The 14,615-nt window shown below is 67.6% G+C and carries 15 protein-coding genes; 11 read left to right on the top strand and 4 right to left on the bottom strand.

Annotated elements, in window-relative coordinates; genetic code table 11:
• The first annotated feature begins 60 nt into the window (after positions 1–60).
• The 3 genes from AC0GNO_RS16080 to AC0GNO_RS16070 all read left to right on the top strand — a co-directional run bounded on the left by AC0GNO_RS16080 (position 61) and on the right by AC0GNO_RS16070 (position 3,132).
• Complete coding sequence (locus AC0GNO_RS16080) at positions 61–792, top strand: helix-turn-helix domain-containing protein (RefSeq protein ID WP_226464719.1); 732 nt, start codon at positions 61–63, stop codon at positions 790–792.
• A gap of 238 nt (positions 793–1,030) precedes the next feature.
• Positions 1,031–1,876 (top strand): ProQ/FINO family protein, encoded by an 846-nt coding sequence (locus AC0GNO_RS16075; RefSeq protein ID WP_472904670.1) that lies wholly within the window; start codon positions 1,031–1,033, stop codon positions 1,874–1,876.
• On the top strand, positions 1,873–3,132 hold the full coding sequence (locus AC0GNO_RS16070) for an MFS transporter (protein ID WP_472904669.1): 1,260 nt from the start codon (positions 1,873–1,875) through the stop codon (positions 3,130–3,132). The genes AC0GNO_RS16075 and AC0GNO_RS16070 overlap by 4 nt, the downstream gene beginning before the upstream one ends.
• 10 nt (positions 3,133–3,142) lie before the next feature.
• Here AC0GNO_RS16070 and AC0GNO_RS16065 read toward each other — a convergent pair whose 3' ends face one another.
• The 3 genes from AC0GNO_RS16065 to AC0GNO_RS16055 are packed head-to-tail and all read right to left on the bottom strand — an operon-like array spanning position 3,143 to position 6,552.
• Positions 3,143–4,435 carry an FIST signal transduction protein gene (locus tag AC0GNO_RS16065; RefSeq protein WP_472904668.1) on the bottom strand — a complete coding sequence of 431 codons (1,293 nt, stop codon included), beginning with the start codon at positions 4,433–4,435 and terminating at the stop codon, positions 3,143–3,145.
• A 41-nt stretch (positions 4,436–4,476) separates the two neighbouring features.
• Positions 4,477–5,670 (bottom strand): PhaM family polyhydroxyalkanoate granule multifunctional regulatory protein, encoded by a 1,194-nt coding sequence (locus AC0GNO_RS16060; protein ID WP_472904667.1) that lies wholly within the window; start codon positions 5,668–5,670, stop codon positions 4,477–4,479.
• Positions 5,671–5,712: 42 nt separating this feature from the next.
• On the bottom strand, positions 5,713–6,552 hold the full coding sequence (locus tag AC0GNO_RS16055; RefSeq protein WP_472886809.1) for an enoyl-CoA hydratase/isomerase family protein: 840 nt from the start codon (positions 6,550–6,552) through the stop codon (positions 5,713–5,715).
• Positions 6,553–6,803: 251 nt separating this feature from the next.
• Between AC0GNO_RS16055 and AC0GNO_RS16050 the strand changes: the two genes are divergently transcribed.
• The 4 genes from AC0GNO_RS16050 to AC0GNO_RS16035 all read left to right on the top strand — a co-directional run bounded on the left by AC0GNO_RS16050 (position 6,804) and on the right by AC0GNO_RS16035 (position 9,474).
• The gene (locus AC0GNO_RS16050; protein ID WP_472904666.1) at positions 6,804–7,163 is read left to right on the top strand and encodes a TraR/DksA family transcriptional regulator; all 360 of its coding nucleotides are present in this window, start codon (positions 6,804–6,806) and stop codon (positions 7,161–7,163) included.
• Between the two features lie 54 nt (positions 7,164–7,217).
• Positions 7,218–7,667 carry a hypothetical protein gene (locus tag AC0GNO_RS16045; RefSeq protein WP_472904665.1) on the top strand — a complete coding sequence of 150 codons (450 nt, stop codon included), beginning with the start codon at positions 7,218–7,220 and terminating at the stop codon, positions 7,665–7,667.
• Positions 7,668–7,721: 54 nt separating this feature from the next.
• Positions 7,722–8,165 carry a VOC family protein gene (locus tag AC0GNO_RS16040; RefSeq protein ID WP_472886806.1) on the top strand — a complete coding sequence of 148 codons (444 nt, stop codon included), beginning with the start codon at positions 7,722–7,724 and terminating at the stop codon, positions 8,163–8,165.
• A gap of 151 nt (positions 8,166–8,316) precedes the next feature.
• A complete protein-coding gene (locus tag AC0GNO_RS16035) occupies positions 8,317–9,474 on the top strand; it encodes an ABC transporter substrate-binding protein (RefSeq protein ID WP_472886805.1) in 1,158 nt (385 codons plus the stop codon).
• A 27-nt stretch (positions 9,475–9,501) separates the two neighbouring features.
• On the opposite strand, the gene AC0GNO_RS16030 is transcribed toward AC0GNO_RS16035, so the two are convergent.
• The gene (locus AC0GNO_RS16030) at positions 9,502–10,512 is read right to left on the bottom strand and encodes a fumarylacetoacetate hydrolase family protein (protein WP_472904664.1); all 1,011 of its coding nucleotides are present in this window, start codon (positions 10,510–10,512) and stop codon (positions 9,502–9,504) included.
• A 223-nt stretch (positions 10,513–10,735) separates the two neighbouring features.
• Between AC0GNO_RS16030 and AC0GNO_RS16025 the strand changes: the two genes are divergently transcribed.
• The 4 genes from AC0GNO_RS16025 (at position 10,736) to AC0GNO_RS16010 (ending at position 14,614) form a co-directional block, all read left to right on the top strand.
• Positions 10,736–11,629, top strand: a complete 894-nt coding sequence (locus AC0GNO_RS16025; RefSeq protein ID WP_472904663.1) for an IclR family transcriptional regulator — start codon at positions 10,736–10,738, stop codon at positions 11,627–11,629.
• A gap of 6 nt (positions 11,630–11,635) precedes the next feature.
• Complete coding sequence (locus AC0GNO_RS16020; RefSeq protein WP_472904662.1) at positions 11,636–12,856, top strand: DUF3108 domain-containing protein; 1,221 nt, start codon at positions 11,636–11,638, stop codon at positions 12,854–12,856.
• A 180-nt stretch (positions 12,857–13,036) separates the two neighbouring features.
• Positions 13,037–13,321: a BTH_I0359 family protein gene (locus tag AC0GNO_RS16015; protein WP_472886801.1), complete on the top strand. Its 285-nt coding sequence runs from the start codon at positions 13,037–13,039 to the stop codon at positions 13,319–13,321.
• Between the two features lie 144 nt (positions 13,322–13,465).
• Positions 13,466–14,614, top strand: a complete 1,149-nt coding sequence (locus AC0GNO_RS16010) for an ABC transporter substrate-binding protein (RefSeq protein WP_472904661.1) — start codon at positions 13,466–13,468, stop codon at positions 14,612–14,614.
• The last annotated feature ends 1 nt before the right edge of the window (position 14,615 follow it).

Here is a 14,615-nt window from a genome sequence, read left to right as displayed (position 1 = left end):
GCTCCAACATCCAACCCAAGGTATCTGTATTCGATACCTAATCCGCACGAAGGCACTCCCATGAGCACCACCCAGGACCTGGTCACCGCCCTGAAGAAGGAACTCAAGACCGCGCAGATGACCTACGCCGACCTGGCACGGGCCATGGGCATGGCGGAGTCGAGCGTGAAGCGCATGCTGGCCAAGGGCGACATGTCGCTCTCGCGCGTGGACGAGATCTGCCGCGCGCTCAAGCTGGACTTCGCCGATCTCGCGCGCCGCGTGGCCGACGCCCAGCCGCTGCTGCGCGAGATGACGGCCGAACAGGAGCGCGCCGTGGTGGCCGACAAGAAGCTGCTGCTGGTGGCGATCTGCGTGCTCAGCCAGTGGACGCTGGAGCAGATCACGGCGGCCTACCGGCTCAGCGAGGCCGAGTGCGTGAGCTGCCTGGCCCAGCTCGACCGCATCGGCATCATCGAGCTGCGCCCACTCAACCGCTACCGCCTCAAGCTCGCCAAGACCTTCCGCTGGCGGCCGCACGGCCCGGTGATGAACTACTTTCGCGACCACGCCCTGCTCGACTATTTCGCCGGCGGCTTCGACGGCTCCGGCGAGGGCCTGCTGCTGGTGCACGGCTCGATCAGCCGCGCGCTCGCGCCCATCTTTGTGGAGCGGCTGCAGCGCGTGGCGCAGGACTTTGCCCAGCAACACCAGACCGACCAGAAGCTGGCCGAGAAAGACCGCGGGGGCTACACGCTGGTGCTGGCGATGCGGGGCTGGGAGTTCGAGGCTTTCGGCAAGTTGAGAAGGTAACCCCCCCGCGCCGCTTCGCGTCACCCCCCCAAGGGGGCGGCACTGGCGGCCCGGCGGAGCCGGTTCCGCGGTGCCCTGGGTTCTGCTCCCCCTCTGGTGCAGCGCCCTGGAGCTACCGTCTTGTTTGCGTCACAGGCCTGGGATGGGTTTCCCCACAGACGCGCGGCCGCCAGCGCTGGCATGATGTCGGGCCTTGCCCGAACGTGGGCTCACTTTTTTTCCTGCTCCGCACGCCCCCATGAACGCACCCGCCAACGACACGCCCGACCACACCGCTGCGGCACCCGCTGAAGCCAGCGCCTCCGACCCCTCCGGCGCCGCACCACGCGGCCAGCGTCCGAACCGCGGCCGCCGCCCGCAACGCCCGGCCGCCGAGCGCCTCGCGGGCCCGGCGCCCGCGCGCCAGCACCCGGTGCTGGACCAGTTGGCCACGCTCTACCCCGCGCTGTTTGGCGAGACGCTGCTGCCGCTCAAGCGCGGCATCTACCAGGACCTGCTGGCCGCACAGCCCGACACCCTCGACAAGGACGGCCTGAAAGCGGCGCTCGCGCTGCACACCCGCTCCACGCGCTACCTGACGGTGGTGGCCTCGGGTCTGCAGCGCCACAACCTGGCCGGTGAGCCGGTGGAAGACCTCACGCCCGAACAGGTGCACCACGCGCTGATTGAGGTGTTCCGCCGCCGCGGTGCGCGCAGCCGCGAAGACCTGCGTCCCAAGCTGCGCCAGCGCATCCTGCAGGCCTATGAAGCCTCCGGCCTGCCGCGCGACGCATACGCCGAGCGTGTGCGCGGGCGTGACGATGAAGTGAACCAGCTCACCCACGACGCGCTGACCGTGGCCGCGACGCGCGAAGCGCGCGAAGAAGCCCTGCTGCGCGCCTTCGACGCCAGCGGCAAGACGCTCAACGAGTTCGCCGACATGTATGGCCTGCACGTGCTCGACGCCAACCGCACGCTGGAGCGCGCACGGGCCCGGCTGAGCCGCCCGGCCACCCCGGCGGCCCCGACTAGCCCCGAGCCCACGGTCGACGCGCCCGCCACCGAACCCGCAGCCGAACCCGGCGCCCCCTCCCCCGCCCCATGAACCCGGCCCCGCCCGCCGCCGCCACCGAATCACCCTATGCGTGGTTCCGGCTGGTGGTTTCGCTGGCGTTGATGACGCTGGGCGGCGCGGGCATGTATTCGGTCACGGTGGTGCTGCCACGCATCCAGGCCGACTTTGACGTCGCGCGTGGCGACGCCTCGCTGCCCTACACGCTGACCATGGTGGGCTTCGGCCTGGGCGGCATCCTCATGGGTCGTCTTTCGGACCGTTTCGGTGTGATGGTGCCGGTGCTGGGCGGCGCGGTGGGGCTTGGCCTGGGTTTCATTGCCGCGGGATCGGCCCAGAGCCTGTGGCAGTTCAGCCTGGCGCAGGGCATCCTGATCGGCCTGCTGGGCACCTCGGCCACGTTTGCACCGCTGGTGGCCGACACCTCACGCTGGTTCACCCGCCGTCGCGGCATCGCGCTGGCGATCTGCATGAGCGGCAACTACCTGGCCGGCGCCGTCTGGCCGCCGGTGATCCAGCACTTCATCGACAACGGCGGCTGGCGCCAGGCCTACACCGGCATCGGCGTGTTCTGCCTGCTGGTGATGCTGCCGCTGGCGCTGGTGCTGCGGCGCCGCCCACCGGACATGCCCGCACCGCAACCGGTCGCCGCCGCACAGTCCGGCGCACCCCAGCACGAAGAACGACCGCTCGGACTTTCGCCCGGCACGCTGCAGGCCCTGCTGTGCGTGGCCGGGGTCTCGTGCTGCGTGGCGATGTCGATGCCGCAGGTGCACATCGTCGCCTACTGCACCGACCTGGGTTTTGGCGCGGCGCGGGGTGCGGAGATGCTGTCGGTGATGCTCGGCATGGGCATCGCCAGCCGACTGATCTCGGGCTGGATCTCGGACCACATCGGCGGCCTGCGCACCCTGCTGCTGGGCTCGGTGCTGCAGGGCGTGGCGCTGCTGCTGTTCCTGCCCTTCGACGGCCTGGTGCCGCTGTACCTGATCTCGGGCCTGTTCGGCCTGTTCCAGGGTGGCATCGTGCCGAGCTACGCGCTGATCGTGCGCGAACACTTCTCGCCCGCCCAGGCCGGCGCGCGCGTGGGCACGGTGCTGATGGCCACGCTGTTCGGCATGGCACTGGGCGGCTGGATGTCGGGCGCCATCTTCGACCTGACCGGTTCCTACCAGGCGGCGTTCATCAACGGCATCGGCTTCAACCTGCTCAACATCGGCATCGTGCTGTTTCTGCTCAAGCGGGCGCGCGGCCCCGGTGCCGGCCACGCACGGGCCGTGCCCGCCTGACGCCCTTGCTTCAGGTCGGCATGGTGAATACGGTCAGCACGCCGGTGTAGCCGTAGAGCCGGTGGTGGGCGATCTCGCCGCCGGCGAAAAAACCGACCAGGGGCACGTCGCCCAGCGCGCGCCGCACGATCTGCAGTTCGGCGCTCGGGCTGCCGAAGTGCGGACCGCCACGGCCGGCGCAGCTCACGTACACCGCGCCCGCGATGCGGCGCGCGGATTGTGGCGCGGCATCGGCCTCCGGGCTGTCCAGCGCCGTGGCCAGGGGCAGGCTGAGTTCTTCGGGCTCCAGCTCCTCGCGCACCTCGGCGCACACCCGGATCAGGTCTGCGCGCGCCGCCTGCACGTTGCGCTCGCAAAACGCCAGCCGGCTGCCCACGGGCGCCACGTCGGCAATCGCCACCCCGCGCCGCCCCGGGTCCAGGCCGATGATGTGGCGCACCGTGACTTCGGGGCCGAACTGGCCGCGCCGCTGCGGTGATCGCACACCGGCCTCGGCGATCGGCGGCGTGAGGCCCACAAGCGTGGCGCGCAGGCGCGGCATGGCTGTTTCAGGCTGTTCGAGCGAAATGCCGAGTTCGCGCAGCAGCACGTCCAGCGCCGGCTCGTGGTCCAGCGAGAGCACCAGGTTGCCATCGGCGGCCGTCACCGTGCGTTCACGGTCTACTGGCTGGGCCCCCTGCGTGACGCGCGAGATCAGGTCCACGCCCGGGCCGAAGGCCACGCCGCTCAGGCCACCATGAAACACGCCGCTGGAAGCGCCGTGACCTTGCAGGTTGCCCGCGCTGCTGAACGCGAACTGCACGCTGTCGCTGCGGCTGCCCACCAGACCACCAAACAGGTAGCCGCTGGTGGTGCGGTCGGCCATCTCGGTGATCAGCTCGGCGAGATCGGGGGTGTGGCCGTCGGCGTGCACCAGCGCGGTGTGGGCCTCGAAACCATCCACCCCGGCCGCGCGCCCGCTGGCCGCCAGCGGCGCCACGCCGCTGAACACGCGGTACTGGTCGGGACTGAGGTCGCACAACATGACGGCCAGCGCCGGCTCGTCAAAGTACTCGACGTTGTTGGCCGCGATGCCCACCCCCACCGTGCCGGCCCAGTCGGTCACTTCGGGCAGTTCGGCGCTGAGGTGTTCGAGGATGGCTTCGGCCTCGCTGGCGTAGTGGTCGGTGATGTAGAGCAGTGCCAGCGAAGGCGCCCGCGCGGCGCCCGGCAAGGCGAGCTGCGCACGCAACTGGGCGAGCACCAGCGCGGCGGCCATGCGCCACTGGGGATGGGTGGCGTGGGCGTAGGGAAAGGGTTTCATGGTGATACGACCTCGGCACGGCCGGAGGGTTCAGCGCAGCGTCAGCGCCGGCCGGTGCTGCGCGCCGACTTGCCGGCAGCGGGTTTGCGCGTGCCCGCCTTGCGGGCCGGTGCCTTGGCTTTGGCCTTGGGTGTTGCTGCAGCTTTGGGTGCAGCTGCAGCTCTGGGCACTGCGGCGGGCTGCTGGAGCCCGGTCAAGGGGAAAAAGGCGGTCGGCATGGGCCAGTTGCCGGTGGACAGCGGCTGGGCCAGGTTGGCGCGGGGCGCAGCGGTGGGCGCCGGCTGGGCGGCGCGCACGCGCGCCGGCGCCTTTTTGGCGGCGGGTTTCGGGGCGGCCTTTTTGGCGGCGGGTCGGGCGGGCGCCTGGCGACCGGAGACGGCGCGTGCGGCGGCCTTGCCCATGCCGGCCGCGGTGCCCACGTTGCGCGCCACGGTTTCGGTCAGGCCCCGCGTGACTTTGCCGGCCACACCGGTAGCGGTTTTCACGGCCTGCTCGGTCAGGCCACTGGCCACCTGGCGGGTGCTGTCCAGCGCCGTCTGCTTCGCCACATCCTTCATGGCGTTGGTGGCGATGTGCTGGAACTGCTGCGAGAGCGCGCCCCACCATTGCATCGGGTCGATCACGCCGCCGGCGGGCGCGGCCGGTTGAGCGGGAACGGGCTGCGTTCGGGTCTTGCGCGACCGGGACACCGGCGGCGGCGCGGGTTCTTCGTCTTCCTCGTCTTCGATGTCCTCGTCGATCTCTTCTTCGTCCTCTTCCGCCTCGGCGTCATCGTCAGAAGCCGCCGGCGGTGTCGGCGTGCCATAGGTTCGGGGCGGTATTTCCAGGCCGGCGAACTGGGTATGCACCGGGGCCACTGGCGGGGCGCCGCCCGTGAAACTGGCCACGGTGTCGGCGGCCTTGATCTTGAGCGCGTTGGCGACGTCACCCAGGCTGAAATTCATGTTCTTCAAGGTGGCCAGCGTCATCTTCTGGACTTCCAGCGCCTGGATGGTGGCGGCGAGCGCCTTGCTGTTCTGGTCAAGCCAGAAGTGCACCGCCTTGAGCTCCTCGATGCGTTTTTCGAGGTCTTCCACGTTGAAGGTGGGCGCCACCCAGTGGCTCAGGTTGGGCATCTGGGGGAGGCTGTTGCCGAGGCCCTGCGCCACACCACCGGCGGCCTGCCCCGCGAGGTTCTGCAGGAACTCGAAACCCGGAACGAATTTGCCAAAACCGCTGCCCGATGTGTCGCTCATGGGAGTCTCCTGTGGGTGTCTCTGGGTGGCGTGCACGCCGGTTCAGCTGTCCACGCCGTAGCGTGGGGCGCGGCGCTCACGCAAGGATGCCACACCTTCGCGCACATCGGGTCCGGCAAAACCCATGAATTCGAGGGCCAGCGAGGTGTCGAACGCCGGGCCGGCCTGGCGCAGCCAGTTGTTCAGCGAATACTTGGTCCAGCGGATCGCGGTCTGGCTGCCCGAGGCCAGCCGGTCGGCCACCTCGTAGGCCTTGTCGAGCAACGCGTCGTCGTCCACCGCGAGCGACACCAGACCGATGCGCTCGGCCTCTTCGCCGCTGATGGGCTCGCACAGCATCAGGTAGTACTTGGCCTTGGCCAGCCCGCAGAGCAGCGGCCAGACGATGGCCGCGTGGTCGCCCGCCGCCACACCCAGGCGGGTGTGGCCATCGACGATCTTCGCGGACTTCGCGGCGATGGAAATGTCTGCCAGCAGGCCGGCGACCAGGCCCGCGCCCACGGCCGGGCCGTGCATGGCGGAGACGATGGGCTTGTCGCAGTTGATGACGTTGTAGACCAGGTCGCGCGCTTCTTTCCAGACGCGCGTGCGCACATCGAAGTCGGTCGCCATGTCCTGCACCAGCGCCAGATCACCGCCGCCCGAAAAACCCAGGCCGCTGCCGCGCAGCACGGCGCAGCGCACGCTGTCGTCGCGCCCCACGTCGCGCCAGATCTCGCTCAGTTCCCAGTGGCCTTCGTGGCCGGCGGTGGGCAGCTTGCCATTGCCGCCAGGTCCGTCGGCGCGCATCTGGATGTCAAGCACCGAGGGCACGCCGTCCACGGGAGGGCCACGGCGGGCAATGGCGAGCGTCTGGTAGCGGCTGTAGTCGACAGTGTTCATGGGTCTCTCCGTTGAAATCGGGCGTGCCCGCCCAAAATCCGGGCCAGGGTCCCGTCGATTCTGCTCCGTTTGCCCCACCAAACCGCCATCGATTGCGCCGTGTTTACCCGGGGGATTGCCCGGCTCGCCCTCTTGCGGCCAAGGTCGCTTGACGTGTGTCAACACCCGTCCCGGCGAGCAGGCGCAAGATGGGTCCGTGGGGTTGGGAGATTCTTCCGGAAACCCCCTCTCAAAAATCCAGAGGAGTCAGCATGAGCCAGAACATTTCCGACACCTATGCCAGCCAACTGCAGCAGATGCGCACCGAGGTGCTGGCCCAGTTGCGCGCCCAGCGGGGCGGTAAGGTCGGCCGTGCCGAATCGGCCGCCGAAGCGCGCGAGTCCGCGAGCGATGACAGGGCCACTGCCGAGACCGAGCGCGACCTGGCCTTTGCACTGGAAGAGCGTGAGTCCGCCGAGCTGGTGGCGATTGATGAGGCCCTCAAACGCATCGCCGACGGCAGCTACGGCCTGTGCATCGACTGCGGCGTTGCCATCGCCGCCGCGCGGCTGCACGCCAACCCGACCGCATTGCGATGCGTCGCCTGCCAGGAGAAGGCCGAGCAGGTCTGACACCCACCGCACCGACCCCGCGCCCCTTTCACTTATTTTTTCGGAGGTTTTCCCATGCCCACTTTTCACGCTGTCGTCTGGATGGATCGCCGCGAGGCCCATGTGCTGATGTTCGATCGTGAACATGTCGAGTCCGAGAACATCAAGTCCCGCTCGCACCACAAAGCCACCGGTGGCCATGTGGGTTCGCACCAGCTGATGCACGGTCGCGGCCCCGCGGCCGGTGGCAGCCACTCCCCCGAAGGCGGGCACGACTCGGCCGACGAAAACTTCTACCACGAGGTCGCACAGGCGCTCCAGGGCGTGCGCGAAATTCTGGTCGCCGGCCCTGCACAGGCCAAGGACGAGTTCCGCGCGCATTGCCAACGCCACGACAAGGACATCGCCAGCGCCATCGTCGATGTGGTTTCCGCTGACCACCCCTCTGACCGCCAGTTGGTGGCCATGGCGCGCCAGTATTTCCTGAAGCACGACCAGAACGCCGGCGACCCCACGCAGCGCTGAGCCCAACGCCAGCGTCTGCACGGCAAATTCGCAGGGGTTTGTTATCCTGCCGGGATGCCGACCCACAGCCACCAGACCCTTCCCGCGCGCAGCCTGTTCCACCTCGCGTTCCACGTCACCGACCTGGACGAAGCCCGCCGCTTCTATGGCGGTGTGCTCGGCTGCGCCGAAGGGCGCAGCACCGAGACCTGGGTGGATTTTGATTTCTTCAGCCACCAGATCTCGCTGCACCTGGGCGAACCGTTCAAGACCACGCGCACCGGCCGTGTGGGTGAACATCTGGTGCCCATGCCGCACTTCGGCCTGGTGCTGCTGTTGCCCGCATGGCAGGCGCTCGCCAGCCGCCTGGAAACAGCGGGCATGGACTTCGTGCTCAAACCCCAGTTGCGCTTCGAAGGCCAGCCCGGCGAACAATGGACCATGTTCTTCTGCGACCCGTTTGGCAACCCGATCGAAGTCAAGGGATATGCATCGCTGGACGCGATCTTCGCCGGCTGACCGGCCGCCAACCGTCGCTGCAATCGACGAGCGGCACTTTTCAGGACCCAGGCGATGCGCAGCGGGCACCCTCAGACGCTAGCATCGGGAACTTGGCGGTACCACGCCGCCGCATCGGCCCTTCCCAACCTTCACCTTGACGGACAGCGACATGACCTCCACCGCAACATCCCCCGGTCTATCGCGACGCGCTTTCAGCGGCCTCCTCGCTGGCGCCGCCGCACTGGGCACCCCCGCCCTGAGAGCCCAGTCGGGCAACCGGGTCGTGCTGGGTCAGTCGGCTGCGTTCACGGGCGCCGCCGCCCAGCTGGGCATCCAGTTCCATGCCGGCGCCAAGCTGTTTTTCGACCAGCTCAATGCGAAGGGCGGCGTGAACCAGACTCAGATCGAGCTGCGCCAGCTCGACGACGGCTACGAACCCGCTCGCTGCGTGGAGAACACCCGCAAGCTGCTGGACGATGAGGTGTTTGCCCTCTTTGGCTACATCGGCACGCCCACCAGCCTGGTGGCGCTGCCCCTCGCCACCCAGGCGCAGACACCGTTCTTTGCCCCTTTCACCGGCGCCATGGGACTGCGCCAGCCGTTCAACCGCATGGCCTTTCACATGCGCGCCTCGTACAACGACGAGACGGCATTGATCGTGCGCCAGCTCACCAACCTGGGCCTGAAGAAGATCGCCGTGTTCCACCAGAACGACGCCTACGGCAAGGCCGGTCTGGACGGCGTGACACTGGCCCTGGGTGCGCTGGGTCTCAAGCCGGTGGCCACGGCCACGGTGGAACGCAACACGGTCGACGTGGCCGAAGCGGTGAAGACCATCAACGCTGCCCAGCCCGATGCGGTGGTACAGATCAGCGCCTACACCTCGTGCGCGGCCTACATCAGGGCGGCGCGCAAGGCGGGCTTTGGAGGCACCTTCTTCAACGTGTCGTTCGTGGGCACGCAGGCACTGGCCGACGAGCTGGGCAAGGAAGGCGCCGGCGTGGTGGTTTCGCAGGTGGTGCCTTCGCCCTACAAGGCTTCGAGCGCCGTGACGCGCGAGTTCCTGGCGCTGATCGCGCAGGGTGGCAACAAGGTGCAACCCAACTTCTCCAGCATGGAAGGGTTCATGGCCGCCAAGCTGTTTGCCGAAGGCATGCGCCGCGCGAGCGGCGGCCGACCGACCCGCGACGGTCTGATCAGCGGGCTGGAGAGCATCCGCAACTACGCCATGGGCGGCTTCGACGTGTCCTTCAGCGGCAGCAACCACGTGGCCTCTAAGTACGTCGAGCTGTCCATGCTCACCGGCGACGGGCGCGTGCGGACTTGAGAAGCTGAGCCGCCGCGCCGAACGGTATCAGGCCTCCAGGGGGGCGATCTTCTGGTCGATGGCGCCAAAGATGCTCTGGCCGTCCTTGCCCTTCATCTCGATGCGGATGCTGTCGCCGAACTTCATGAATTCGGTGCTCGGCTTCCCATCCAGGATGGTCTCGATGCAGCGCTTTTCGGCGATGCAGCTGTAGCCCTTGGGCCAGTCCTTCTTGCCGTCGACTTCGATGCCCTTGTTGCTGACGGTGCCGCTGCCCACGATGGAGCCGGCGCGCACGTTGCGGGTCTTGCCGATGTGAGCGATGAGCTGGCCGAAATGGAAGGTCATTTCCGGGCCGGCGTCGCACATGCCGACCTTGCGGCCGTTCCAGGTGCTCTGCAGCGTCAGGTTGACACGGCCACCCTGCCAGGCGTCGCCCAGCTCATCGGGCGTCACGGCCACGGGGCTGAAGGCGCTGGCGGGCTTGCTCTGGAAGAAGCCGAAGCCCTTGGCGAGTTCGTTCGGAATCAGGTTGCGCAGCGACACGTCGTTCACCAGCATCAGCAGGCGCACGCCGTCGAGCGCCTGCTCGGGCGTGCAGCCCATGGGCACGTCGCCCGTGACCACGGCGATCTCGGCCTCGAAGTCGATGCCGAAGTCTTCGCTGGGCACGACCACGTCGTCGCAGGGGCCGATGAAATCGTCGCTACCGCCCTGGTACATCAGCGGGTCGCTGTAAAAGGTGGACGGCACTTCGCTGTTGCGGGCGGCGCGCACCAGCTCGACGTGGTTGAGGTAAGCCGAGCCGTCGGCCCACTGGTAGGCACGCGGCAACGGCGCCATGCACAGGGCCGGATCAAACGGAAAAGCATGCCGCGCCTTGCCCTGGTTGAGGGTGACGTAGAGGTCGTGCAGCTGGGGCGCATGGAAGTTCCAGTCGTCCAGTGCCTGCTGCAGCTTGTGGGCGATGCCCGTCGCATAATGGGCGGTCGAGAGGTCGCGCGAGACCACCACCAGTTGTCCGTCGCGCGAGCCGTCTTTGTAAGTGGCGAGTTTCATGCAAGTCTCCTGCTGTCGCTGGGCGTTGAAGGGTTCGGTTTTACCCGGTTCGGCGCCTGAGGCGCACCCGGTTGAAGCATCTAAAATTACGAATAGTGAAATCAGTTAACCTATCCGTAAAAAATCGGATTCTAGACCAAAGCCCCGATCCCGGTGCTGGACCGCCTCAAAAAGACCCACAGGCCGCCGGCTGACCGCCACCCGATCCCGCTGCACCCACACCATGCCCGCCGCGAAAAACCCGATCAAGCAAACCAGCCCCGCCAGCCCGTCGACCGTGCCCGATGCCGACCACGCTGAAAACGGCGACCCCCGGGCGGGCATCCAGTCGGTGGAAGTGGGTTTCGAGTTGCTCAGCGCCTTGTCCGATGCGCCCGGTGCGCTGATGTTGCGCGACCTGGCCGCCGCCGCCGGCATGAGCGCCGCCAAGGCGCACCGCTACCTCGTGAGTTTCCAGCGCATGGGCCTGGTGATGCAGGACCCGGTGAGCACGCGTTACGACCTCGGCCCCGCCGCGCTGCGGCTGGGTCTGGCCAGCCTCTCGCGCATCGATGCCGTGAAACTGGCGCGCGAGCGCCTGCCCCAGCTGCTGGCCGAAACCGGCCACACGCTGGCGATCGCCGTGTGGGGCAACCAGGGGCCGACCATGGTGCACTGGCTGGAAGCGCCGCAAACCGTGCCGGTGACGCTGCGCCTGGGCGACGTGATGCCGCTGCTGACCTCCGCCACCGGTCGCTGTTTTGCCGCCTTCACCGGTCATGAGGGGCGCGATGGCCAGCGCATCGCGCCCATGATCCGCGACGAACTCGCGCGCATGAAAAAACTGCCGCCCACCGGCCTGCCGCTGGTGGACGTGCCGCAGAACCAGCACGACGTGCAGGCCGTGCTGGCCGAAACCCGCCAGCACGGCCTGGGCCGCGTGGTCCACAGCCTGCTGCCCGGTGTGGGCGGTTTCTGCGCCCCGGTGTTCGACGCCCAGGGACGCCTCGCCATGGGTCTGGTGGTGCTGGGCTCGGTGGCCACGCTGGACACCCGCTGGGACAGCGCACCGGCCTCTGCGCTCCTGTGGTGTGCACAGCAGCTCAGTGCGGACCTCGGCCACCGCGCTCCCGCCTGAACCCCGATGGCCCGACCCGCCATGCGCCCCGCAGAAGCCGCACCACGTTGGTCCGTTCTGCTGGCCCTGACCGGTCTGGTGCTGGCCCTGCACCTGCTGCTGCTCACCGACGGGTTGCCGATCTGGTGGAGCAACAAGGCCGCGCCACAGCCCACCACGCCGGGCCTTTCCTCCCCGCCCGAGGCCTCGACCGAAGTGGCTGCAATGACACAGCTCCCCGACGCGGTGCTGCCCGTGACCACCAGCACGGTGCGCTGGATCGTGCCCAAGCCGCCACCCCCTCCGCCTCCGCCCCCTCCCGCCCCGAAGAAATCGAGTCCACCACCGCCACCGGTGCCCGAAGCCGTGATCGAACCGGAGCCGCTGCCCGAGGTGCCGGTCGCGGAGGTCACGCCCGAAGACATCGACCTGGTTCCGGAAGCCCCCGAGATGGAGATCCTGGCCGAACCACCGCCCCCACCGCCCCCACAGCCCATCGAGCCAGAGGCCGGACAACCCGTCGCATCCGAGCCGGTTCAGCACGCGCCAGTGGCGTCCGGTCCCCCGCCAGCCCCCCTGCACCTGCCCACCGACGGCCAGCTGGACTACCAGGTGAAGGGCCAGTACAAAGGCCTGAACTACAACGCCGATGGCCAGTTGACCTGGCGCATCGAGGGCGAGCGCTACGAAGCGCAGATGACCGTCAAGGCCTTTCTGCTGGGCAGCCGGGTCCACACCAGCGTCGGTCACATCACGCCGCAAGGCCTGGCACCCGAGCGCTTTGGTGACCGCAGCCGCAGTGAAAAGGCGGCCCATTTCGACTACGAGGCGAAGCGCATCCGCTACAGCCGGAACTCGCCCGATGCCGCTCTCGTGCCCGGTACCCAGGACCAGCTGTCGGTCAGCCTGCAGCTGTCCCTGCTGTTCCATGCCCAGCCTTCGGCCTACACCGAAGGCCAGGCGTTGAGTCTGCCGGTGAGCAACGCCAGCTACACCGAAGACTGGAAGTTCCAGATCGGCCCGCTGACCGATCTGGAACTGCCGGCCGGCACCCTGAAGGCGCGCCTGCTCACCCGCTCGCCCCGGCGCGAGTTCGACAAGACGCTGCAGGTGTGGCTCGCACCGGCCCTGGGCTACCTGCCGGTGCGCTTGCGCATCACGGAACACAACGGAGATTTCGTGGACCAGCTGCTGGATTCGTTGCCCGCTGCGCAGGTGCAGGCGCCGCCCACCGTTCAGGCCCAGTGATTCCAGCCTGTTCCGGTTCCTGCCCGGCCAAAAGGCGGAACTGTGCCGAAAAACACACGCTTATTGAATTTTCAGGACCCGTGCCCATCTAACACCCTAAGCAGCCTGCAGTTGGCCTGCCAATTGCCGATATAAGGTTCACAGGAACAACGGTTTCACTTTTAGAAGGACTTTTCAGTCATGCACATGCTCTACGACTCGGATGCCTTTGCCGTGGTCCATATCCTGGCCAATGCCATGGAAGAAGGCGAGGTTGCGTCGCTGGACGGTCCACAGATCCCGCGCCACGGTTTTGAAATCGTGGACAAACGTTCGGGCAAAGAGGTTTACCTCGACGGCTCCTGGGCAGAAATGTTCCAGATCCAGATCACCGCCTGGCAGCAGAACACCCCCTCGCAAGAAGAGGTGGAAGACACGCTGGAAGGTTACGCCGAACTGGCCCAGATGCCGGTGGTCATGCACTGAACAGTGCCTGACTTGCCTCCCCGTGAAAGCCGACACTTGTGTCGGCTTTTTCACGACCGGGCCCGATTCCTGGGAGCGTGCGTCCGGCAACACCTGCCATCGGCTCGACCACCCGCGTAAACTGAAACACAGGAGGCATCCCCCATGAAGAACCAAGCTGGCGCCCGCTGGATCCCCGCCTTCGGTCTGATGGCTCTGATGGCCTGGCCAGGTGCCCAGGCGGAAGATGGCGTGGGTCCGCAGCAACTGCTGATCGGACAGAGCATCACCCTGCAGGGCGGCAAGAACGACTACGGCACCGCGGTGCTGGACGGCGTCGAAACCTACCTCTCGCTGGTCAACAAGCAGGGGGGTATAGCCGGCCGCAAGGTGGTGGTGAAGGTGCTGGACGACGACAACAAATCGGCCCAGGCCGAAGCCAATGCGCGGCAGCTGATCACCCAGGACAAGGTCTTTCTCGTGTTCGGCTCCATCGAAGGCGGCCCGTCCACCGCGGTGATGAAGGCCACCACCGAACTCAAGGTGCCGTTTTTCGGCCCCATGGCGGGTTCGCCCACCCTGCGCACGCCCCACCAGCCGCTGGTGTTCCCCGTGCGCGCCGAACACAAGGAAGAATTCCGCGCCTTGCTGCAGCACGCCAAGAGCCTGGGCATGCAGCGCGTGGCCTTCCTGCGCTCGGACTCGGAAACCGGCCAGCAGCACCTGGACAACGTGCGCCTGCTCAGCCAGCCCCTGGGGCTGGAGGTGGTGGCCGACCTGGCCTTCAAGTCGGACATCGACGACGCCGGCATCGACGCACTGGTGAAACAGCTCGGCACCAGCCGCGCGCAGGTCGTGTTCAACCACGGTGGCATCGGTATCTACGAAAAACTCATCCGCAAAGCGGAGTCCCGGAACCTGAGCCTGCAGTTCTACGGCGTCAACTCCGGCTCCACCCAACTGGCCGGGCAGCTGGGTGAGCTGGGGCACGGCATGATCTTCGCCCAGGTGATGCCCAGCCCGTGGGAACGCAAATCTGCGCTCACCCGGGCTTACCAGGATGCCTTCAAGGCCCACAAACCGGGCAAGGCTCCCTCTTACGGCAGCCTGGAGGGCTACATGACGGCCCGGGCCCTGGTCGAAGCGCTGCAGCGTGCCGGCCCCAACCCCACCCGTGCCAGCTTCGTGGCCGGCCTGAAAAACGCCGACCTGCAGGTCGAAGGCCTGAAGGTGAGCTACCGCGATGGCGCCCACACCGGCCTGTCGCTGGTGGACCTGGCCATCGTCACGCGCCAGGGGCAGTTCCGCCACTGAG

This window comes from Hydrogenophaga sp. L310 (assembly GCF_055703065.1).
The sequence above is the reverse complement of the archived record's forward strand: the minus strand, read 5'-3'. Positions and strand labels throughout refer to the sequence as shown.